A 16906-nucleotide genomic window follows, 5' to 3' on the forward strand; every position below is an offset into this window, starting at 1 on the left:
AACTCATCTATGGAAATAAAAGTGCCTTCTACTTTTGTTGTTTCGGTAGAAGGCTTTTTACGTTTTTTACGACATTATTCAAATTATTATTCTTAGCTGTTTTGACTAGATATTGAACAATTTCATCTAATCCAGCATTTTCGGCAATGTAGTCCCTATCAATTCCTGACAGCACGGATACAATCGCTACTACTTCATCCAAAGCTATGTCACATGCAGATAAAACATAAGAATAAAAATCTTCTTTTGGAGCAAGCAATACTTGCACGATAAGACCTGGTAACTTGTCTAAAGTACCGAATAATTTTCTCCATAAATTAGGTGTTAACTTTGGTATATCAACTTGTTTTTTCCCAAGAAAAACTGCGTTTTCATTCTTTACAGCACTTTTTAGCATTTTTAACATTTTGAGTCCTCCATGAACAAAAAGAGAGCACCTTTTTAAGCGCCCTCTCTTGTATTATTAAGCAGGAATAACAACAGCCTCATCTCCTAGGAAATAAAGCAAACCTGTGTCATCTGGATAACCAGCAAACGTGATATTGCAAACACGTTCATTATCGGAATTATACGTCCATTGTACTTCTGGTAAAGGGCCGCCTAGAGGAATTGTGATGTAGTCATTAGGAGTCGTTCCTTCAGATGTAGGCTTCACGACCACTTTTTTAGCATTTTTAACTAAATCAATGCCAGCTTTAGCATATACATTTAACCGCTTTTTAACATTTTGAGGATCTGTAGCATCCTCTGCATATACACTACCAGGTGTTACTACACCTAATTTTTTTAAATCATGCAAAGCAAAAGGTACGACTAATTGGCACGTTCCACCTTTTAAAATAGATTTAACAGGTGTGTCTCCAAACTGATCAACTGTAATATCTTGCTTAGTGAAATTCGCACTAAAAACAATTCCGCCCTTTGTGATGTCAAATATAGTCGGAGTCGTTTCACCAAATTCCACTATGGCAGGCCCAATTGGGACATTAATTACTGTCATGTTTTATAACTCCTTTCTTAAAAAGATTGTAGTTTAAATCGAAAATTAGTAGAAAATACTGGTCTATCCAATGTATCTAATCCAATCGGAATCGGATTACTCTGCATGGCCTTGCTGAAATACACTAGATTATTACCAATTTCATAGTGTTTCTTTTTATCTAAAAACTTGATCAAACTTATAGCTAACTGTTCTGTTGAATCCATTTGTAAAGGGTCCGTCTTGTAATTTTTCCCCTTCACAATTACTTGAAAGGATGGAAATTCAATTGGCAAATCATTATCTGACTCACTGCCACCTGAACCAAAAACAAAAAGAGCCGGCAATTGGCTCTCATCTACATCAGGCATAAAATTTGCGTCAGGGAATACGTTGAATCCTTCTGATACTAAAAAATCGATCAATTCTTTTCCTCTCATGTTATCACCTCAACTTAAATAGCAAGGGCATTACGTAACTCATCAATAATGAGGCGTTCGTTAATCACAATTGCATTTTCGAGATATTTTTTTCCAGGAGTGTATCCTTTGTATGAAGGTTTTGACCCTGTGACAGGACCAGGAGACATATAAATTACTCTTCCATCTTCTGTTTTACGAAATCCTTCGTGTTGAACAGTTGCATAATGGTCAACTTCTGAACTTACACCGAAATCAATGTATTTGCTTTTTATCATAGTTTTTACTTCTCCTACATGGAGTGAAGCTTCTAAATCACCACTTCCCGGTGCAACAGGAGCTAATTTTTTGGCATCCTCAATGACTTTTTCAGCCAATCGCGTAAGTGTTTGATCAATCCTTTGCTCCATTTCCCTCTCGATTTGATCAAGACGACTAATCATTGCGCCAATACCATCGATAGAAAATATCTCACGACTACCCATAAATAACGACCTTTTTTACATCATCAGTACCCATGTTCTTTTTAATCTCAATGTGTTTTATATCATAAAGAATCTCTTTTCCTAACGCATTAGTATATAAAAAGTAGTCTTGAGTTTTGATCACTTGTGGTCCTTCGAGATGGATTTCTCCAATACTGACCACATCTTCACCTTTGTCATTTTTGACGAGCTTTTGCTCCTCAACGACCTTTGCTTTCTTTGATATGGAATTATAACCTGTTACACGATTCCAAGTATCAATAATGGCAGAAAAATGAGTGATATTTGCTGGATATCCAAAAAGACTCATATCAAGCTTCCACCTTCAAGGATTACGGTTTCTTCGATTAGCTCATATGCTGGTGAACCCAATATCTCACGAACATCAGGGGCAACTTTATCTCTCTCTAAATAATCAATTCGGTCTAAACCTTCACTTACAGACTTAACGCCTTGTTTTTGAAGCTTGAGAGCAGGATCTAGCCCTTGAAGCTCCCAGATAGACTGGTATGCTACTATTTCATCAGTAAGTTCAATTTCCGGATACCATCGAGATAAATTACGGGATGCTTGCTTAATAGCAATCTCTTTTTTGGTTGAATCATCCCAAGCTTTAGAATCTAAGACATTTGATTGAATCCATACCTCAACCTCTTCTAATGTCGTCATGTTTTTCACCTACTCTGCAGGTGGGGAAACCTGAGGTTTAATAATTTCCTCAGCAGCACCAAGTTCGATCAAACGATCTCCATCTTCTTTTTTTACTTTCTTAATTTCTTCATTAGGTTTATACCATTTACTGTTATGTTTGATATTAGTTAGGACTTTTAATTCCATCTCTGTCATCCTTTCAAATCAAAGTGAAAAGGGAATCAACATTTAAGTTGACACCCTTATAATTTAAATAACAGTTGCTGACACTACTGAATCGTTTAGACCAAATGAAGGGAAAGCAAGGTTCACTCCAATTGTCTCAACACGAATCGGATGTTCATTCACTTTACGGAATACATAGATACCATTTGAATCTGTTCTTTCGGCTTGAATATCACTCATCATTTCCTCTGTTGATTCAGCCCATAGATAATGGCCTAATGCCCCGTCCGGAAGCATGACAAAACGGTTTTGAGGAGTCATACGTACATTCGTAAATGCAAGTTTTCCACTTGAAAGGGCCTTATTTTCAACACGAGCTTGAGTATCATAGGCAACGACTTTAGGAAGTCCCTGTGAAGTAAATAATTCGTCAAGTTGCGATTTATTCAGTTGTGGTGGGTTAGCCGAACCAGATGGATCACCATGGTAAGCAATTCGAATGTTCTTATTTTGTAACAAATAAGAAATTATTTGACGTGATGCAAGAGCCCTCGGCAACATAATCCCTTTATCTGCAAAGGTATTAACCCACCCCATAATGTCATCTAGTGGATTGGAATTCGTTGTATCACTCCAAAGATCAGTTCCACTAAGTACGGGTTTTTGATCATTTGTATATCCGAAGTTAACTGTAATTGGTGGAGCTCCTGCTTCTGCATAAGTTACAGCTCCTGTTGTAATAGCTTGCATCGCAATCCATTCTTTACGCGCTCTAATGGCATCTACAGCATAATCAGCATCATTTAATTGTGTACGACGAAGTTCAGCAACCTCATTGTTTCTTAATGCACCTTGAAGCAAGATACGGACTAATTTTTCATCCATTGCTCGACCACGTTGAATCTTAGGAATAGAGATACGTTCTCCTGTCATTCCTTCACGGCTGCCGTATTCAACTTGTGTACCAAGTTCCGCGATTTGTGCCATTACCGGTAGACGAGAACCTTCGCGAACAATATCAATTGTTAATTCAGATGTCTCACGAGCAGGAAATAGCAATTCATGTAAATAATTGTTTGGTAGTGCTAGATTTCGAGTATAAATGATTAATTCTTCACCAGATAACGCTTGTTCTAAACCCAATAATTCTGGAGGCATTTATTATCATCCTTTCATTAATTATTATTAATAGAAAAACCTCCCTGTTAATGGTCAGGATGGCTTACGCAAAAACTATATTAGGCATTTTACCTTTAAGTGTGGCATCAACAGTGATGGGAATACGCTCAGTAATGACTTTTGCTACTTCATATCCTCCAGTGACTACATCACCATCTGTTACATCAATCGTATGTTTCAAGAGAACAGAAGGATTTTCACTACCATCAGATCCACCTGCGTTATACGGCACATACCTTCCACTTGCCATTTTTGAAACAGGTTGACCTTTTTTTAATATTTTCTTACCATCCCCATCTGCAGCAACAGCAGTTGAGTCAATTGTAATTCCATTTACTACTTCACGAATGACTTCATAGCTTGCAAGGATTTCATAAGAATCTTGCACTTCAAATGATTGAATCGGTTGTAAACGCATGAATCATTCCTCCTTTTATTATTATGACCAAGGGTTATATGTGGACGATTGCTGTGTACCACGGTTGGCAGCCATCTTTTTGATATTCTCCAATGATTCTTTTTTCTGTTGTTGGTTATTAGGAATAGGAGCCCCAAATTGACCATTTGAAGTATTCTTCAATAAGTGAGGTTTTTTCTTTCCTAATTCTTCAAGAGCTTCCTTAACACCAACAATGTTGCCTTTGTCATCCTCTTTTATTTTGGATAAATCAGCAAGTGCTAAAGCATCCTCCCAATCTGCGAAACCGAGTTCTTTCGCCTGTAACTTAACCTCGGAGTTTAGTAATCTTTTGAACGTTTTATCGCGCTCTTCTTTAAGTTTAGCTTCAACAACAGCATCAACATCGACAGGCGGAATTTCATCTTTCTTATCATTTGGCTTGTCTTTGTTAAAAGCAGCTGTCATCGCTTCTACGGAATCAAAACCTAATTGTTTAGCCAATTCCTTTTGTGCTTTCTTTTCAGCTCGAGAAACCCTGTCCTGAACGATTTTATTAACATCATCTTGGTTAAATGTTTTTGGCGGATCTGTAGGAGGATCGGCCGGTGGGTCTGCAGGTGGATCAGCAGAAAAGAATTGTAGATCAAACGGCAAGAAGGAAGAAAATTCCCTCTGCTCCTCTTTTTTAGGTATTAATTTGGCAAAGAGTAGCCATATTGAAATGAATAATAAACGAATATGTTTATAGAATGTTTTCATGATTTCCTCCTATTTTTAAAGCCTATAGTAGGCTATTTCCGTGATGTTCTTTTAAGCCTTCATGCACGTAAAAAGGCAAGTGCCATTTAACGCATGGATGCGAGATATTAATTTGATCACCATACCTTTCAGCCTAAATAGGCAAAATAAAAAACACTCAATGAGTGTTAACTATTACTTTTCTTGATTTCTAAATTAAATTTACGGTAATCTTCCATCCATTCCTGATATTGCTTTGTATTTCTAGCTTTATGACTAGCAAATGTCCTTAAATCAGGAAGATCAGGCATCCTAGACTTATAACGAATCCATTGCTTTCTCGTTTCGTTTTTCTGTGATTTTTCTTTTTGGAGTTGCTCATATTTTTTAATGTTCTGCTCAGTCCGATTATCGGTAAAAGGAAGGTTTGAGTCTTTCAAAGCTTGCTCTATTTCATCCTCATCATGGTATTCCTCTACCCAAGGTGTTGCATTATGGACACAATGGCCATGAAATGGTGGTCGTTGAGTTAACTTAGGAAATCGACTATCTTTACCACTAATGCTGTAAACTCTTCCTTGGTACTTAGCGCACATTTCGCAAGTAATCCCAACTAGATTGACATAAACAAGATCTTGATTGTTATCAATCATGCGATTAATAGCACCATCTACATGTGCCTTTCTCTGATGATATTGAATAACATTAGCCATGTATTTTTCAGCAGGCATTTCAGTACCATTTTTATAAACAATCCCTGTGATGCCCTTATTAGCTAGTTCAGCAATAGCTTGTTTTGTAGCTTGCCGACGTGAAATGCCTTGTACTAAAGACTGTTCATTTGCTCTTCTAACTGCTTCTTCTACTCGGTTTTTCGCATCTTGTTCCATATGCTCAGTCGCTTCAAGTATTCGGTAGAAAACATCATCCATGATCGCTTGAACTGCTTGTTCATGAATAACGGATGTTAATTTAGTCGCAACTTCCTCAAAACCTTGCTGCACTAATTCTTCAACTGTTACTTCTGAACCTTCCAAATAGGACTCTTCAATAATTTGAGTGCCTAACTCTAAACTTTCCATCTGCAATTTAGCTATGATAGCAGTAATTTGTCTTAGAATGGCTTGTTTTCGGCTTCTTTTCGTACCGTCTTCTAAACTGCGAATCTGTTGCAAAAGTTCTTCACCAGCTTCTAAATATAACTGAATTAGCTTTTCAATTTTGGTCATTTTCTGCACCTACTAAAAAAGCCACTCTAATGAATGACGATGGAGGATTTTAAGTCTTGCATTTCTTACTTTATAGTTTTTTGTAATAATTCAATTTTTGAATGGATTTTATGGTGTTTCTTCACTGTGGTTGCAGTTTGTAATTCTCGCCAAAGCATTTTCAAATCAGATTGCTTCTTACGAATACTCTGATTGATACAAAATGAGATGTATTCTTTATTGCAATGAGGGCAGATAAAGTAGTTTTTCTCAACATTATTTTCAATAATTTCTGTCTGCATTTTAATTTCAAACTCCAGTTTACATCCATCACAGTTTGCTTTAATACCTTCCTCAGCCAAAACCACTCACCCCTTTTTATTTCAAGTGTAAACTACTATTCACTACTTTTACCAATATTCGTTTTAGGTGGTTGAACATAAGTAGGTGAGAAGCTATTCATAGATTCTGCTTCTTGAATCTTTTTAACTTCATCCATAATCGCTTTTTCAGACCATGTAGGGTGAAGGTTCCGAACTGTTGTTTCAAGTGATTGTACGCCTTTTTCGTATTTGTCTGCTTCCTCTGAATCACGTTCCGAATCTGCTTTTGGAAGCATATCATCCCATTCAATGATTGGTGAGACAATCTTAAAATTAGTACCACCTAAGCTATTTTCTAAAATAATACATTTCCGATTAGCCTCTTTTATGGCTGCGTCAAATTTATCCTTGATCGCATCAGCTTTAATGACTGACTGTATCCATTCATAAAGAATAGCAATTGCTGAACGTGCTCCATCATCTGTGCCAATACCAGCAGCCTGTGGTGATGTTTTAGAAACAGCCATCATGTAATCAATCAATCTTTCAACATGTTTAAAAGACTGTTCTGTTTGAGCATCCCAAGTAATGTACATTGGAACTGCCCCTTTATTTTCATCATAGCTTACCACTTCAAGATCAGCATTCCTTACGAATCGTTCACCATAATAATTTTTGTTTTTATTAGCAACTGTATCCCATAAAGCTCTGGGAATAGCTAACTTAGGTTTCCCATGCTTTTCAAAGACGATGGAATCTCGAGTAATGGTCCAGTTTATCTCTTCTTGAATGGCATCAATGTTTCTTAGCCCAGAACGGCCGCGAGAATTTAGTAATGTTTCATCGTTCGGAATATACCCGCACATGAGCTCGTTAATATTACTTAATACCTGATCTTCTGGAATAACTAGTCTATACCTCGAAGCATATTCCTTTATATCTAATTCTTTATCAATAGTTTCACCTTGAAATGAAAAAACCAATTGCGAAATTTGCAATTGATCATTATCTAAACGCTGCCTCTCAACACGTAGATATTTATTTTCGCCTTTTTTCTCAATCCATGCGATATCAGCACCAAGTTCATCCTCATGTTCAAAATAAAGGTCTGCTGGTTTCCATTCAAACCAGGTACCTTTAGCGTCTCTTCTTATTCGAAAAGCTACCCCACCATCCACCTGATGTTGAACGACAGCTGCCCATATTTTTTCTTTTGTTTTAGAAACTTGATTAACGGTTTGAATAAAAGAAAGCAGCTCGTTATCTTCTTCAGTATCTGCAGAAATATTGCCAAGTGCACGGTTAATCAGATCAGCTGAAAGCTCAGCGATAAGAGAAGCAAAGTTCACTACTACGTAATGATGCTGTGATGCTTTTTCTACAACCTTCTTTCTCAAATAAGCTTGTCGCGGCCTCCTTAAATATCTTGTAACTTGCGTTTCTTTTGCAAGTTCAGCAGCTCGAGGGAAAATATTTTCGTGATTACCATCGTATAGATCTCGATAATAATAGATTTGATCTATTTCCTCATCGAATGGAGCTGGAGGAAATTTTTGCTTAAGGTATTCAATTGGCATGGTCTCACCTGCCTTTCCGATAAAATAAAAAAACATAAGATTACCAACCGGATGGACGTTCGCTTGACCACTGCATATCTTTGTCAGTTGCAAATGCTAATGCAACTGCATCGGCACGGTCTGGAGAATCTAATCCTCTTTTTTTCATATCTTCTTTTCTTTCTAACATGATGCGGCCTTTACTCGTCATTTTGTATTTTCTAGTTGTTAATTGGGAAATAAGTTTTTCATCATTCGGAATCTGAACCGTTGCTGCTTCTCCTTGTAAATACGCTGATAGGTTTTCTTGCAATCGATCACGAATTGAAGCCCAAATTTCTGTTCCTCTATTTTCGTAATGCTCATCATCGTTTGCCTTTCGTCCGTTCCCTATCGGAATGACTTCGATAGAAAATGGGAAAAATTCTTGTGAAATTATTTCATTAAGCTGATCCGTAACGCCACCGCCTACACCATCATCATCAATCTTGACTTTCACATAACGAATAAAATATTCAGCATGAAAATATCTTGCCGCTTCAATAATGCGTCCTGTGGTGGCTGTAGTACTTTGCTTATTAAAACATCTCAAATCAAATATCTTTCCACCTATTCTAGGAGAGATAACGGTCTCATCGTCACCATATCGGGCAACATCAACACCAAGGTGTAATTCGTCTCCTACAGGATCCAGAATCGTTTCTGTAGCCATTTCAGCCATTTCAAGTGGAATAAATACATCTGGCTCTGATTTAGGAAAGTCTCCATTTACACGGACCCGAACAACGTCGCTATCTTTCCCATATTTTCGAATAAGACGTTCAATATTTTCTTTACTTGCTCTTGGAGAATCCCAACTTGATACCTTATGAGTTTTATAATCTACTCTATCCTTGTGATGTGAATCATAAAAAACCCCACTTGTTCTAGTCGGGTTTCCGCACATCAACAATTTATTTTCTTCACCTGAAAGCGTACCAAGAATTGCTTCCATGATATCATCAGCAACCCCTGAAGCTTCATCCACCACAAATAACATGTATTCTTCATGGAAACCCTGCATATTTTCAGGCTTGGTTGCGGTTCTTGCTGTAGCGAACCATCTTTCCTCGTTGCCAATCATATAGACTTTTGTTTTGGTCCATTTGAGGAAATTTTTAACCATTGATGAATCAAGCCATTTGGCTATTTCAGCCCATAAAACATCGTTTAGTTGCTGCCTTGTCGGAGCTGTACAAACTACTTTTGGATTTGGTCTGCAGCAAAGATACCAAATTACTGCTATAGCTTCTACACCTGTTTTCCCAACTCCTTGTCCAGATCGAACGGAAACAAATGGGTGGTTAGCTAGATCATTTAATACATTTGTCTGCCATTCATCGGGGTAGAATTCTAAAACATCCTCAGCAAAAGCGACTGGATTATCCCAATATACATCGATAAGATCAACCAAGACATTGTAAGGAATGTTACTCATTCTCTTTCACCTTTTTACGCTTGTTAACAACCTCTTTAAGAGCATCCACCCATGTATCAGCACCATCCTTTTTATCACCTTTGATGTTTTCTATTTCAGCCTTTGTTTTTTCAATGTTTAGGCTCATCTGTTCAAGCTTAAGTCGTCTTTCATCATTTTCATGAGCAAACTCTAAAAATTGTTTAATCAAGTTTCTAAGCTCGCTCATTGCCCTGGATTGAGCATTTAAAAAGGTAGCATGTTTATCCCAAGCAAACTGCAGCTCGTATTCTTCTTCCCAGCTGCTACTTTTGTCTGAGGAGCTCTGCTTTTCGCGCTTTAATTCTCTCGTCAGATCTTCTTGACTCGATACAAACATGATCTGCTGAGCACGTATTATGGCAGCATATTGAATCTGAATTTGATCCCATATCATATCTGCAGGTGAATGCTCTTGGATCTGTTCCATAATCTCCAACGTCTCACTAGGAAGAAATTTAGAGAAGAAGCCATGCTTTACTGCGTTCTGATTTTTCTTAGGAGGACCAGATCCTTCAGCATTTTTATTGCCAGCTGGTGCGCCCCTTTTTCGTTTCGTAACGTTACCTTTGGGTTTAGTAACGTTACCTTTTAATTGGTCATCCCATTTATCTTGGTTTTTCCACTTCCGAATCTGTGAATCGGATAATCCTAATTCGGCGGCAATGTCTTTTAGCTTCTTGGTTCCACCACTATTTTTCCAAATCTGAAATGCTTCATCTCGCTTCGAATTTCTCGGTCTCGCCACGTCACATCACCGTCCACCTCCGTGTAATTGTTTGTTTTGGAGCAAAATAAAAAGCACCACAAAGGATGCTAATTATTGTAAATTTTTAATTGAAAAAGTTAAATTATCCATACTTTTAATTAAATTATTATAACTACCTCGAACCCAGGTATTATTTTCATCTCTTCTGGTTAAAACAGTAGATATTTCTGATTTAAAATTTAAATAACACGAAAAAAAATTTTCATATTCTTCTCTTTGAACAACTTCATTATCATAATAAAATCTACTAGCTTCAACATAATGCTGGTTAGCAAGTATTAAAAACCCTTGCGATATTTGAAATTTTGTATCGTCTTCAATAAATAATAGAGCTTCATAAGAAGACACAACATCATTAAACAAATTGTCTAATAACCTTTTTAAATAGAAAACATCATCTTTCCCCGTCAGCTTATTAATCATGATAATTTTATCACTCCTTCAGTCTTTCATTTCGACAAAAGGAGATCAATTCCTACTACCGTAATAATATAAAATTACAAATATGTGACAATATTATTAAGCAATATAAAAAGCGCCCTTCGTTAGAAAGACGCTCTTAATTAATTTAATTTTCAACCACCAGATGGGGGATCATCCATAAACAATCCTGTCGGTGGATCACTTAATTTACTGTCAACGACTAAATCTCCAAATCCACCTGGATCTTTACCAGCAATTCCAGGATCAGCCATTTAAATCACTCCTTTTTAAATATGTATTCCCTTTTGTGTATTCTCAATAACTATTAAATGTCCTTTATGAATAAAAAACACCCCGAAGGATGCTTAAACTATTATTATTTTTTATTGTTCTAACTTTAATGCATTTATCCCTTTTTCCTTTATGTGGATCACTTCAGACCATACAATTGCTATTGCTGTACCATATTTTAGGTCTATTCTCCCTCCTGGTACTAATGCATTTTTTTCTAATTCAATTAGATCAAATCTTTCTAATCTTTTTAAGTGAAAAGCTTTGTGATTATTAGATTCAAAACCTATTGCAAACCAATTAATTTTTTTATTTTTATAGTCTTTTTCATAAATTGCTTTTAGCAAATCAAGGTCAATTTTCTCTAATTCCATATCCCTACCTCCTTTAGCCTAAATATTCGACAAAAGAAGATGGTTTCCTACTACTAATTAACTATAAAACAACAAAATTATTACAAAAATAAAAAGCGTAATTCGTTAGAAAGACGCTCTTACATATTAAGATTAAAAGCCTGGAGTAGGATCGGCTTTAAGCCATTCAAAACGATCTCCTGACACCCATATTTTTCTATTTTTGATTTTCTGGCCATTGTAACGTTACAGAATGTTTTGGGGCAAAAGAAAAGCACCCAGAGGATGCTCTGTTTTACTCTCCTGTTAAGATATACTTTTTCATTTCTTCAAAGGAAGCTTCTCCAATTTCTTCAATTAACATTTTGTATTCTTCCTCTTCTAATAATCCTTTATTTTGCAAAACTTTTGCAAGAGCCCTTGTTCTCGTCCAATTATCAATTGCAGTGTGAAAAAGACCTGTAAAAGATGTCCACTTATTATCCTCTTCTGTATACTCTTTAAAATTAACTGTAAATGAACTTGGAGTATCATCTTCTAAAGTTCCAATATGAGAACTTGCCCAATTACCCTTATATGCCTTATATTCTAAATTCAAATCAGGTAATTTTCACATTAATCGAATCATTTGCTAACAAAGCTGAATGCAAATAATAGTCTCTTTCTCCAATAACACTAAACTTAAATTCAAATTCTTTTTTCTCTAGATCAATAGTTTTTAAATCTCCTTCAATTTGAACGTTATTTATGAATATTTTCATACCTTAACCAACTCCTTTCGCCCTATAAAGTCGACAAGAGGATATAATTTCCTTTAATTTATTCTAATATGTAATAAATTTTGGAGTGCTTTTACCTCCAAAGCCCCGCGCTCTATCTCCGCAAACATAAGTGCGTGGGTATGGATTCCCATACTTGACGACAGATCGAGTACGTCTTGATAAGGGATAGGCGCTTCTCCCAGGGAATTTAATCCCTAAGAAAATGTTACCTTTAATGGAAAATTAAAAAGGCACCCTTTTTGGTACCTATTTTCTCTGGATTTTGTCGGGTTTTTGTCGGAAATTTATCTGGATTTTGTCGGGGAAATTATATGATGCCTAAGGAGGTAGCAATATTGGAGATAGCAGATCCTTTCTTTTCATAGAATTTTTCTTTTTTTAAGCCTAATTCCATATAAATGGTGATGTCCTTATGCTGCTTTGTTTCAAGGTACTTCATTTGGATAATCTTTCTTTCTATATCATCGAGCGAGTAATCAAGAGCTCTATCAATCTGCTTCACTTTTAATTCAGCTAAGTTATCTTCTTTTCGAAGAACAGGAAACAGATTATTTACACCTGCTTCCTGGCTTTCTTTCTTGTTTGCAAGTCGAACTTTTAAAGCTCTATATCTCTTTAATTCTCTTATAACTGTTTGTCGAACTAGCTTTTCATCGATTTCCCCGAAAAGAGATAACTGTTCAGCTGTCATTTTTTACCCTCCTTCTTGTCAGCTACAAAGCCATTTTTCTTAATACAACGATGGAACATACACAGATTGTCTTTTGTTAACCAGATACAGCCTTTACAATGGTTTGTCGGCAACTTTACTTTCATCAATATCACCTCGTTTTCGGCAAATAAAAAAGGACACTGAATAACGATAAAACCGTTTGTTCAGTGTCCTCCAGAGGGCTGGTAGAACTTATTTACTTTCCATAAATTCTTTTATATATAGGGAAATTAAATCCTTAAGAAAAAATAATCTTCTTCTGTCATTTTCTATTCCTTTATTCACTGAAACTACACATACCAAAAAAAATACTACAACAAATACTATTATTATAGGGATTATTATTGATAAATATTTTAATAACTCCCCTCTAAGAAGCCAATTTACAATTAAGGTTAATGAAAATCCACCAACAAAAGTTATATATAAGGACAAAGTTGAACTAAGATGAGAATATTGATTAATGCTATTTAAACAATAACTAAATCTTTTTATTGCATATTTTTCTTCATTGGAAAGAGTATCCTTCTTTAATATTCCTATTAAATCATTTATATTTTCTTTAGAAATTTCATTTATCCTTTCAATTGAAGAATAAGTCGTGCTTATTTCTTCTATTAATTTTTCCTTATTATAAGTTGAATAAAAAATAAACTTTCCTTTTTGTTCTTTCTTTTCAATGTTTTTGAAAAACCAATCAACACATTTTCTAATAAATTTTAATAAATAAGGAAATAAAGTGAATATAATTGCAGTTATAGATAGAATCAATGACATCATTATTAGCTGTGTATTGTTCAAAAATCTTCCCCCTCATCAAACTTCACCCTCTTTACTTTACCTTGATGTGTCACTATTTTTGTCTCACCATGCACCGGAAGCTCCGTAAGCTTCGCCTTCCCATCACACACCACAATAACAAAACTTCCTTTTTGTTCCATTATATCAATTTCCATCCTCATAGTACTAGGATTAATTTCTATGTTTTGTAGTCTCAATTGGATCCCTCCCATGGTATAATTACAGTGTGAGTGCCGGGAGAGATCCTGGCTTTTTATTTTACTTGCGGCCAATTTAATGGCATACCGTTATATGTTACACGCTTCAAAAGTTTCAACTTATTTAATATATTTTTGTCCATCTGATCCCCCTCCTAACATGCTAATTTAAACATCTATTTAACAAACAAAACGATTAAAGTCCATCGTAATATGTTAAAATTATACAATTTTTATGTTAAACTATTTTTTGTATTGCACTGGAGGTTATTAATATGGATTTCTTTATCGATTTATTTTGGCTTTTATTCGTTATAGTTTGCATTTTCTTTTTTGTATTCTTTTCGTACAAACAGCACGTGATTAAGAAAGAACAGGATTATTTAATTAAGCTAAATCACCAAATAATTGATAGGTTAAAAGAGATACAAAGGAAGTAATTAAAGCACTATACTTTTTAAAACTACCTAGTTAGACAAAACAATCAAACGATCATGCGATTCGACTGTTTTGTCTAAGTAAATCTACTCTTTTAATGAAATGTACCCGTATACTTCTTTATCCAACCAATTACCATTTTATCTCGTGGTTAACCGTATGTTCCTTTTCTTGCATCCTCTACGTTACATCCATGGTATAATATGGATGATTTTGTTAATGAAAGGGGAGAAAAAGATGAATCAACTTGTATTCAAGCAATTTGAGATGACAAGGGAATACTTCAGTAAGATTGTAGAGTCCGTTTCTAAGGAGCAAACTGATGTCCAGCCAGATGGTTTTAATAACACAATCCATTGGCATACAGGTCACATTTTAACAACTACTGAACAAACTATGTTTGGTTTTCCTCATGTAACAACTCACCTTCCTACGAATTATATGGAATTGTTTGGAACCGGTACAAAACCAGCTGATTGGATAGGTGATATACCTTCTATGGATCAGCTTATTGAACAGTTGAAAGATCAATTAACTCGTTTAAAGCAAATTCCTATTGAACAGCTAGATCAAGATTTGGATACCCCATTCCTAGGGTGTAAGACCGTTGGAGAGCTTGCAGGTTTAGCATTAATACATGAAGCAGCTCATATAGGTCATATTCAAGCAATGAAGCGTATGATTGAACATGTAAGTGTTAAAAACTGAATATCAACAAAGTGTTGTATTAGGAAGAAAAAACTAGTCTAATAAAACTGGTTTTTTCTTTTATATACTCTATTACTCTTTTGTTTCCAAGGATAACAATCATTCATTATAATAAGTTTACCGACAACAAATTAGAGGTGGATAAAATGAACGATTATTTGATACAAACAAATTTTGCAGCACATAATTTGATTGATTTGATAAATTCTGAAGAAAATGCTCTTAATAGTCTTAAAACAAAACTTGTTGACTTAAAAAAACACCACGAATTTCTTTATGCTGACTTCATTAGGAAAGAATTAGATCTGAATGATCATTTTAATGACCATCAAATAATGCACTCATACGCAAAACAAGCTTCTTTTTATAATGAGCATATTGAACCACTACAAATACAAATCGATAAACTATCTAACTCAATTTCTTCAAAGCAGGAATCCATAAAAGCATTATCTGGTGCACTTTTGCAAATAGCCAAGCAAGGCATTAGTATTGTTCATAGTAGTTTAAATACTTGTCCAGATGGTAGATTTATATATAATGAGCCTATTAAAAACATAATTTGGCAAGGAAGAAATCAGTCACTTCATTATGAAGAAGGAAACTTTCGCTCTCCTATAGTCCGCTGTTTTCAATCCATTGGTATTTCACTAATCAATAAGAACTTGGCAAAAGAAATTATTGATTTATTAGAATGGAATACTTACCAGAAATATCAAGATGATATGATCTTGCTCTTGGGCTAAGCAAGAGCTTTTCCTATCCCAGACAAATTTAGTCTTTTGTTCCCTATTCACTTTCATTCAATTAATCATCAATTTTATATGGCCAATTAAAACCATTTCCCTATTTCTTTCTTCTAACCTTTCAATATTCCAAGTATGAGTATCAAAAGTTCTAGATTAACCTCATGATCATCTATTATTCCTTCTCTTAGCATCATTGAAGTTGCTCAATTAACTCTGTTGGTTTCAATTTATCCACCTCATTTTTTTGGAAACAAAATAATTCTTGTGTTTACTTATGAAAAAAACTGTGAAAAATTTATTCTACATTTGTTTCAATAGTTACATTTGGTATACCTAACTTATCTCTATTTTCATTAATGCGATCCATCCCTTTTAAACAGTATTCTTCCTCCAATTCGAATCCAATCCAATTCCGTCCAGTGTTGTCACAAGCAACTGCAGTAGTAAATCCACCCATACAATTATCGAGAACAACGTCTCCTTCATCTGTATATGTTTTGATAATATATTCGAACAAAGACAATGGCTTTTGTGTAGGATGGAACGTTTTGCTGTCTCGAGGGAAATCCAAAACGCTCTTTGGAAAATTTTTATATCTTACTGTATGTGCTTTTTTTAGAGTGACATTTCTTCCTCCTAATACCTGCATTCTTGGTTCCTTTTTAACTCTTTTAGGCTTAATTTTCATAATCCCTTGTGGGTGATATGTCGGTAATTTTTTATAAAAAACACATACATTTTCATGGTTTTTAAGTGGCATTCGATTGGCATTTTGGAAATCGGTATTGTGATTTCCTTTTTTCCAAATCCACTCATATCTGAACCATTTCATATTTGAAGCTATAAGTGCTGTTGTAAATGGTTGACTAGCAGTAAGCACTATTGCTCCATTATCTTTAATAATTCGTTTATATTGTTCCCACAATAGTTCAAAGGGAATAATACTATCCCATTTACATTGTGTAGTACCGTAGGGTAAATCACATAAAATAAGATCTACTGATTTATCAGGAATAAACCTCATCCCTTCTAAACAGTCCATTTGATAAATCGTATTTTGTTTTATACTCATTTTCTTTCTCCTC

General features: G+C 35.1%; 25 protein-coding genes. 2 read left to right on the forward strand and 23 right to left on the reverse strand.

Going from position 1 to position 16906, the window contains the following annotated elements; translation table 11 throughout:
* Window positions 1–28: 28 nt before the first annotated feature.
* The 22 genes from FDO66_RS09560 to FDO66_RS09655 form a co-directional block, all read right to left on the reverse strand.
* Window positions 29–406: a hypothetical protein gene (locus FDO66_RS09560; protein ID WP_258535683.1), complete on the reverse strand. Its 378-nt coding sequence runs from the start codon at window positions 404–406 to the stop codon at window positions 29–31.
* 57 nt (window positions 407–463) lie between these two features.
* Window positions 464–1000 carry a hypothetical protein gene (locus tag FDO66_RS09565; protein WP_141432415.1) on the reverse strand — a complete coding sequence of 179 codons (537 nt, stop codon included), beginning with the start codon at window positions 998–1000 and terminating at the stop codon, window positions 464–466.
* A 17-nt stretch (window positions 1001–1017) separates the two neighbouring features.
* Window positions 1018–1419: a minor capsid protein gene (locus FDO66_RS09570; protein ID WP_141432416.1), complete on the reverse strand. Its 402-nt coding sequence runs from the start codon at window positions 1417–1419 to the stop codon at window positions 1018–1020.
* A 14-nt stretch (window positions 1420–1433) separates the two neighbouring features.
* Window positions 1434–1883 carry an HK97 gp10 family phage protein gene (locus tag FDO66_RS09575; protein WP_141432417.1) on the reverse strand — a complete coding sequence of 150 codons (450 nt, stop codon included), beginning with the start codon at window positions 1881–1883 and terminating at the stop codon, window positions 1434–1436.
* On the reverse strand, window positions 1876–2193 hold the full coding sequence (locus FDO66_RS09580) for a hypothetical protein (protein ID WP_141432418.1): 318 nt from the start codon (window positions 2191–2193) through the stop codon (window positions 1876–1878). The genes FDO66_RS09575 and FDO66_RS09580 overlap by 8 nt, the downstream gene beginning before the upstream one ends.
* Window positions 2190–2552, reverse strand: coding sequence for a hypothetical protein (locus tag FDO66_RS09585; RefSeq protein ID WP_141432419.1), 363 nt, complete (start codon window positions 2550–2552; stop codon window positions 2190–2192). The genes FDO66_RS09580 and FDO66_RS09585 overlap by 4 nt, the downstream gene beginning before the upstream one ends.
* A gap of 9 nt (window positions 2553–2561) precedes the next feature.
* Window positions 2562–2720: a DUF7210 family protein gene (locus FDO66_RS20815; protein WP_181444513.1), complete on the reverse strand. Its 159-nt coding sequence runs from the start codon at window positions 2718–2720 to the stop codon at window positions 2562–2564.
* A gap of 63 nt (window positions 2721–2783) precedes the next feature.
* Entirely contained in the window at window positions 2784–3857 is a 1074-nt protein-coding gene (locus FDO66_RS09590; protein ID WP_141432420.1) for a major capsid protein, read from the reverse strand.
* 64 nt (window positions 3858–3921) lie between these two features.
* Window positions 3922–4296 (reverse strand): head decoration protein, encoded by a 375-nt coding sequence (locus FDO66_RS09595; RefSeq protein ID WP_141432421.1) that lies wholly within the window; start codon window positions 4294–4296, stop codon window positions 3922–3924.
* Between the two features lie 21 nt (window positions 4297–4317).
* On the reverse strand, window positions 4318–5037 hold the full coding sequence (locus FDO66_RS09600) for a scaffolding protein (protein WP_141432422.1): 720 nt from the start codon (window positions 5035–5037) through the stop codon (window positions 4318–4320).
* Between the two features lie 167 nt (window positions 5038–5204).
* Complete coding sequence (locus FDO66_RS09605) at window positions 5205–6245, reverse strand: phage minor capsid protein (RefSeq protein ID WP_141432423.1); 1041 nt, start codon at window positions 6243–6245, stop codon at window positions 5205–5207.
* Between the two features lie 65 nt (window positions 6246–6310).
* Complete coding sequence (locus FDO66_RS09610; protein WP_141432424.1) at window positions 6311–6586, reverse strand: hypothetical protein; 276 nt, start codon at window positions 6584–6586, stop codon at window positions 6311–6313.
* 35 nt (window positions 6587–6621) lie between these two features.
* Window positions 6622–8124, reverse strand: a complete 1503-nt coding sequence (locus FDO66_RS09615) for a phage portal protein (protein ID WP_141432425.1) — start codon at window positions 8122–8124, stop codon at window positions 6622–6624.
* Window positions 8125–8164: 40 nt separating this feature from the next.
* Window positions 8165–9580, reverse strand: a complete 1416-nt coding sequence (locus tag FDO66_RS09620) for a DEAD/DEAH box helicase family protein (protein ID WP_141432426.1) — start codon at window positions 9578–9580, stop codon at window positions 8165–8167.
* On the reverse strand, window positions 9573–10346 hold the full coding sequence (terS, locus tag FDO66_RS09625; RefSeq protein WP_141432427.1) for a phage terminase small subunit: 774 nt from the start codon (window positions 10344–10346) through the stop codon (window positions 9573–9575). Before terS ends, FDO66_RS09620 begins: the two co-directional genes overlap by 8 nt.
* A gap of 72 nt (window positions 10347–10418) precedes the next feature.
* Entirely contained in the window at window positions 10419–10790 is a 372-nt protein-coding gene (locus FDO66_RS09630) for a hypothetical protein (protein ID WP_141432428.1), read from the reverse strand.
* A gap of 383 nt (window positions 10791–11173) precedes the next feature.
* Window positions 11174–11455 (reverse strand): hypothetical protein, encoded by a 282-nt coding sequence (locus FDO66_RS09635; protein ID WP_141432429.1) that lies wholly within the window; start codon window positions 11453–11455, stop codon window positions 11174–11176.
* 274 nt (window positions 11456–11729) lie between these two features.
* Entirely contained in the window at window positions 11730–12032 is a 303-nt protein-coding gene (locus FDO66_RS09640; RefSeq protein ID WP_141432430.1) for a hypothetical protein, read from the reverse strand.
* 1 nt (window position 12033) lies between these two features.
* Window positions 12034–12195, reverse strand: coding sequence for a hypothetical protein (locus FDO66_RS20820; RefSeq protein WP_181444514.1), 162 nt, complete (start codon window positions 12193–12195; stop codon window positions 12034–12036).
* A gap of 328 nt (window positions 12196–12523) precedes the next feature.
* Complete coding sequence (locus tag FDO66_RS09645; protein WP_141432431.1) at window positions 12524–12907, reverse strand: ArpU family phage packaging/lysis transcriptional regulator; 384 nt, start codon at window positions 12905–12907, stop codon at window positions 12524–12526.
* Window positions 12908–13120: 213 nt separating this feature from the next.
* Entirely contained in the window at window positions 13121–13729 is a 609-nt protein-coding gene (locus FDO66_RS09650) for a hypothetical protein (protein WP_141432432.1), read from the reverse strand.
* The gene (locus FDO66_RS09655; protein ID WP_141432433.1) at window positions 13726–13926 is read right to left on the reverse strand and encodes an XtrA/YqaO family protein; all 201 of its coding nucleotides are present in this window, start codon (window positions 13924–13926) and stop codon (window positions 13726–13728) included. Before FDO66_RS09655 ends, FDO66_RS09650 begins: the two co-directional genes overlap by 4 nt.
* A gap of 675 nt (window positions 13927–14601) precedes the next feature.
* Between FDO66_RS09655 and FDO66_RS09660 the strand changes: the two genes are divergently transcribed.
* A complete protein-coding gene (locus tag FDO66_RS09660; protein ID WP_141432434.1) occupies window positions 14602–15072 on the forward strand; it encodes a DinB family protein in 471 nt (156 codons plus the stop codon).
* Window positions 15073–15218: 146 nt separating this feature from the next.
* Window positions 15219–15818 carry a hypothetical protein gene (locus tag FDO66_RS09665; RefSeq protein WP_141432435.1) on the forward strand — a complete coding sequence of 200 codons (600 nt, stop codon included), beginning with the start codon at window positions 15219–15221 and terminating at the stop codon, window positions 15816–15818.
* A gap of 298 nt (window positions 15819–16116) precedes the next feature.
* Here FDO66_RS09665 and FDO66_RS09670 read toward each other — a convergent pair whose 3' ends face one another.
* Entirely contained in the window at window positions 16117–16893 is a 777-nt protein-coding gene (locus FDO66_RS09670; protein ID WP_141432436.1) for a DNA-methyltransferase, read from the reverse strand.
* Window positions 16894–16906 lie beyond the last annotated feature (13 nt).

The organism is Bacillus sp. 03113 (genome assembly GCF_006546985.1).
Taxonomy (GTDB): Bacteria; Bacillota; Bacilli; order Bacillales; family Cytobacillaceae; genus VATK01.

What these genes read in the sequence shown, in the direction of transcription:
- FDO66_RS09560 (WP_258535683.1), bottom strand. Translation starts at nt 406, where the DNA reads ATGTTAAAAATGCTAAAAAGTGCTGTAAAGAATGAAAACGCAGTTTTT.
- FDO66_RS09565 (WP_141432415.1), bottom strand. Translation starts at nt 1,000, where the DNA reads ATGACAGTAATTAATGTCCCAATTGGGCCTGCCATAGTGGAATTTGGT.
- FDO66_RS09570 (WP_141432416.1), bottom strand. Translation starts at nt 1,419, where the DNA reads ATGAGAGGAAAAGAATTGATCGATTTTTTAGTATCAGAAGGATTCAAC.
- FDO66_RS09575 (WP_141432417.1), bottom strand. Translation starts at nt 1,883, where the DNA reads ATGGGTAGTCGTGAGATATTTTCTATCGATGGTATTGGCGCAATGATT.
- FDO66_RS09580 (WP_141432418.1), bottom strand. Translation starts at nt 2,193, where the DNA reads ATGAGTCTTTTTGGATATCCAGCAAATATCACTCATTTTTCTGCCATT.
- FDO66_RS09585 (WP_141432419.1), bottom strand. Translation starts at nt 2,552, where the DNA reads ATGACGACATTAGAAGAGGTTGAGGTATGGATTCAATCAAATGTCTTA.
- FDO66_RS20815 (WP_181444513.1), bottom strand. Translation starts at nt 2,720, where the DNA reads ATGGAATTAAAAGTCCTAACTAATATCAAACATAACAGTAAATGGTAT.
- FDO66_RS09590 (WP_141432420.1), bottom strand. Translation starts at nt 3,857, where the DNA reads ATGCCTCCAGAATTATTGGGTTTAGAACAAGCGTTATCTGGTGAAGAA.
- FDO66_RS09595 (WP_141432421.1), bottom strand. Translation starts at nt 4,296, where the DNA reads ATGCGTTTACAACCGATTCAATCATTTGAAGTGCAAGATTCTTATGAA.
- FDO66_RS09600 (WP_141432422.1), bottom strand. Translation starts at nt 5,037, where the DNA reads ATGAAAACATTCTATAAACATATTCGTTTATTATTCATTTCAATATGG.
- FDO66_RS09605 (WP_141432423.1), bottom strand. Translation starts at nt 6,245, where the DNA reads ATGACCAAAATTGAAAAGCTAATTCAGTTATATTTAGAAGCTGGTGAA.
- FDO66_RS09615 (WP_141432425.1), bottom strand. Translation starts at nt 8,124, where the DNA reads ATGCCAATTGAATACCTTAAGCAAAAATTTCCTCCAGCTCCATTCGAT.
- FDO66_RS09620 (WP_141432426.1), bottom strand. Translation starts at nt 9,580, where the DNA reads ATGAGTAACATTCCTTACAATGTCTTGGTTGATCTTATCGATGTATAT.
- FDO66_RS09630 (WP_141432428.1), bottom strand. Translation starts at nt 10,790, where the DNA reads ATGATTAATAAGCTGACGGGGAAAGATGATGTTTTCTATTTAAAAAGG.
- FDO66_RS09635 (WP_141432429.1), bottom strand. Translation starts at nt 11,455, where the DNA reads ATGGAATTAGAGAAAATTGACCTTGATTTGCTAAAAGCAATTTATGAA.
- FDO66_RS20820 (WP_181444514.1), bottom strand. Translation starts at nt 12,195, where the DNA reads ATGAAAATATTCATAAATAACGTTCAAATTGAAGGAGATTTAAAAACT.
- FDO66_RS09645 (WP_141432431.1), bottom strand. Translation starts at nt 12,907, where the DNA reads ATGACAGCTGAACAGTTATCTCTTTTCGGGGAAATCGATGAAAAGCTA.
- FDO66_RS09660 (WP_141432434.1), top strand. Translation starts at nt 14,602, where the DNA reads ATGAATCAACTTGTATTCAAGCAATTTGAGATGACAAGGGAATACTTC.
- FDO66_RS09665 (WP_141432435.1), top strand. Translation starts at nt 15,219, where the DNA reads ATGAACGATTATTTGATACAAACAAATTTTGCAGCACATAATTTGATT.
- FDO66_RS09670 (WP_141432436.1), bottom strand. Translation starts at nt 16,893, where the DNA reads ATGAGTATAAAACAAAATACGATTTATCAAATGGACTGTTTAGAAGGG.